4 protein-coding genes are annotated in these 2973 nt (G+C 73.6%); 3 read left to right on the top strand and 1 reads right to left on the bottom strand.

Annotated features, from left to right (window positions below; genetic code table 11):
• Both AOK00_RS29120 and AOK00_RS29115 read left to right on the top strand, forming a co-directional pair.
• Positions 1 to 427 (top strand): penicillin acylase family protein (locus tag AOK00_RS29120; protein ID WP_173861663.1); only part of this gene is annotated, 427 nt, incomplete at its 5' end.
• A complete protein-coding gene (locus AOK00_RS29115) occupies positions 424 to 993 on the top strand; it encodes a GNAT family N-acetyltransferase (RefSeq protein WP_055603221.1) in 570 nt (189 codons plus the stop codon). The genes AOK00_RS29120 and AOK00_RS29115, both read left to right, overlap by 4 nt.
• A gap of 21 nt (positions 994 to 1014) precedes the next feature.
• On the opposite strand, the gene AOK00_RS29110 is transcribed toward AOK00_RS29115, so the two are convergent.
• The gene (locus AOK00_RS29110) at positions 1015 to 2100 is read right to left on the bottom strand and encodes an amidohydrolase family protein (RefSeq protein ID WP_055603220.1); all 1086 of its coding nucleotides are present in this window, start codon (positions 2098 to 2100) and stop codon (positions 1015 to 1017) included.
• Between the two features lie 106 nt (positions 2101 to 2206).
• Here AOK00_RS29110 and AOK00_RS29105 point away from each other — a divergent pair.
• The coding region (locus AOK00_RS29105; RefSeq protein WP_055603222.1) for a pyridoxal-phosphate-dependent aminotransferase family protein at positions 2207 to 2973 on the top strand (767 nt) is incomplete at its 3' end.

Below are 2973 nucleotides of genomic sequence, written 5' to 3'. Positions count from 1 at the left end.
CGCCCTGGAGACCCTGCTCGTGGCCGGGCCCGTGCCCGCCGCGGACGTCGACCGGATCGTGCGCGAGGCGCTCGACGAGGTCGGCGCCGGTGATCCCCCGGCCGCCTGGGGCGTGACGCACCGGCTCGCGCCCTGGCAGGCACTGCCCGACCCCGACGACGCGCAGTGGCCGGGGCTCGGCGGGGACCACGACTGCGTGTTCTCCACGTCCAGCGTGCCCGGGTGGACCGACCGCAGTGCCCGGGCCTCCGCCGCCCGCTACGTCTGGGACCTCGCCGACCGCGAACGGAGCGGCTGGATCGTGCCGTTCGGCGCGTCCGGCGTGCCCGGCGACCCGCACCACCGCGACCAGCTTCCGCTGTGGCTGAGGGGCGAACTCGCCCCCGTCACCACCGACTGGCAGAACCTCACCAAGGAGCAGGGATGACCACCGCCACCGCCGCCTTCGTCCGGAGCATCGACGGCTTCGGCACCGTCACGGTCCGGCCCGTCGAGCCCGAGCGCGACGCCACGATCCTGCACGCCTGGGTCAACGAGGAGCGGTCCCGCTTCTGGGGCATGGTCGGCACCACCGTCGAGCAGGTCCGGGACATCTACGCGCACCTCGACTCGCTCACCACGCACCACGGCTTCCTGGTGAGCCTGGACGACGAGCCCGTCGCCCTGCTCCAGACGTACGACCCCGGGGCCGACCGCGTCAGCGAGTGCTACGAGGTGGAGCCCGGGGACGTCGGCGCCCACTTCCTCATGGCGCCGCACACCGCCCCGCAGCCGGGCTTCACCGGCAAACTCCTGTCCGTGCTCATCGCCTTCACGCTGCGGGACCACACCCGTGTGGTCGTGGAGCCGGACGCCTCCAACGAGAAGGCGATCGCCCGCATGGTGCGGGCCGGGTTCGAGCTGGGCCCGGAGGTCGTACTGCCCGAGGTGGACCTGCCGGAGGTCTTCATCCCGGAGAAGAAGGCCCGGCTGGCCTTCCTGACCCGCCGCTGACCGTCCCGGGGCGGGCGGGGGCTACCCCACCACCCGCCCGTTGACGACGACCCGGCGCGGTGCCGCGAGGACCCGGACGTCCGCGCGCGGGTCCTCGCCGTAGACGACGAGGTCGGCCGGGGCGCCCTCCTCCAGGGAGGGACGCCCCAGCCACGCCCTGGCTCCCCAGGCGGTGGCCGCGAGCGCGTCGACCGGCGGGATGCCGGCCTTCGTCAGCTCCTCGACCTCCTCGGCGACCAGGCCGTGGGCGAGGGAGCCGCCCGCGTCGGTGCCGACGAAGACCGGGACGCCCGCGTCGAAGGCGGCGCGCACGGTGTCGTACCGGCGCTCGTGCAGCCTCCGCATGTGGGCCGACCAGCGGGGGAACTTCTCCTCGCCGCCGTCGGCGAGGTGCGGGAAGGTCGCGATGTTGACCAGGGTCGGGACGATCGCGACGCCCCGCTCGGCGAAGAGCGGGATGGTGTCCTCGGTGAGGCCGGTGGCGTGCTCGATGCAGTCGATGCCGGCCTCGACGAGATCGCGGAGCGAGTCCTCGGCGAAGCAGTGCGCGGTGACGCGGGCGCCGAGCCGGTGGGCTTCGGCGATCGCCGCCTCGACCTCGGCGCGCGGCCAGCAGGCGGTGAGGTCGCCGGCCTCGCGGTCGATCCAGTCGCCGACGAGCTTGACCCAGCCGTCACCGCGCCGGGCCTCACGGCCGACGTACGCGACGAGGTCGGCGGGCTCGATCTCGTGGGCGTAGTTGCGGATGTAGCGGCGGGTGCGGGCGATGTGCCGCCCCGCGCGGATGATCTTCGGCAGATCCTCCCGCTCGTCGATCCAGCGGGTGTCCGAGGGCGAGCCCGCGTCCCGGATCAGCAGGGTGCCCGCGTCCCGGTCGGTGAGGGCCTGCTTCTCGCTGGTCGCCTCGTCGACGGGACCGTGCCGGTCGAGGCCGACGTGGCAGTGGGCGTCGACCAGTCCGGGCAGCACCCAGCCCTCCACGGTGACCGCCTCGGCGGCGGGCCGGTCGAAGGTGATCCGCCCGTCGACGCACCACAGCTCGTCCCGTACGTCCTCGGGGCCGACGAGCACCCGTCCCTTCACGTGCAGCACCGCGTGATCACTCATGTCTGCACTGTACGAGGACGGGACCCCGGCCGGGGAGGGCCCCTCGGTACCCTGATCCGGAGTTCCGCCCGCACGAATCCGAGTCGAAGAAGGCACCGCCGTGACCGTGACACATCCGCTCCTGGACCTGGCCCCGCTGACCGCCGCGCATTTCGCGTCGATCGAGCGGCGGGTGGCCGCGCTGCTCTCCACGGAGCAGGACGTGGTGATCACCCAGGGCGAGGCGCTGCTCCCCCTCGAGGGGTGCATCCGCAGCGGTGCGCGGGCCGGATCGACCGCCCTGAACGTGGTCACGGGGCCGTACGGGCAGACCTTCGGCAACTGGCTGCGGGACTGCGGCGCGACCGTGGTCGACCTGGAGGTGCCCTTCCACACGGCGGTGACGGCCGCCCAGGTGGAGCAGGCGCTCGCCGCGCACCCGGAGATCGACTTCGTGTCCCTGGTGCACGCGGAGGCGGCGACCGGCAACACCAACCCGGTGGCGGAGATCGGTGAGGTCGTCCGGGCGCACGGCGCGCTGTTCTACCTGGACGCGGTGGCGTCGATCGGCGCCGAGCCGGTGCTGCCGGACGCCTGGGGCGTGGACATGTGCATCATCGGCGCGCAGAAGGCGATGGGCGGGCCCGCGGGTGTGTCGGCGGTGTCGGTGAGCGAGCGGGCGTGGGAGCGGTTCGCCGCCAACCCGGCCGCGCCGCGCCGCTCGTACCTCTCCCTCCTGGACTGGAAGGAGCGCTGGATCGACGGCGGCCGGAAGACACTGCTGCACGCTCCGGCGCAGCTGGAGATGCTGGCCCTGGAGGCCTGTGTGGAGCGGATCGAGGCGGAGGGTCTGGACGCCCTGATGGCGCGGCACTCCGCCTCGATCCGCTCCAC

Source organism: Streptomyces aureus (assembly GCF_001418135.1).
In the GTDB taxonomy this organism is placed as follows: Bacteria; Actinomycetota; Actinomycetes; order Streptomycetales; family Streptomycetaceae; genus Streptomyces; species Streptomyces aureus_A.
Note: the sequence above shows the minus strand (reverse complement) of the source record. Positions and strands in the feature narration are given on the sequence as shown.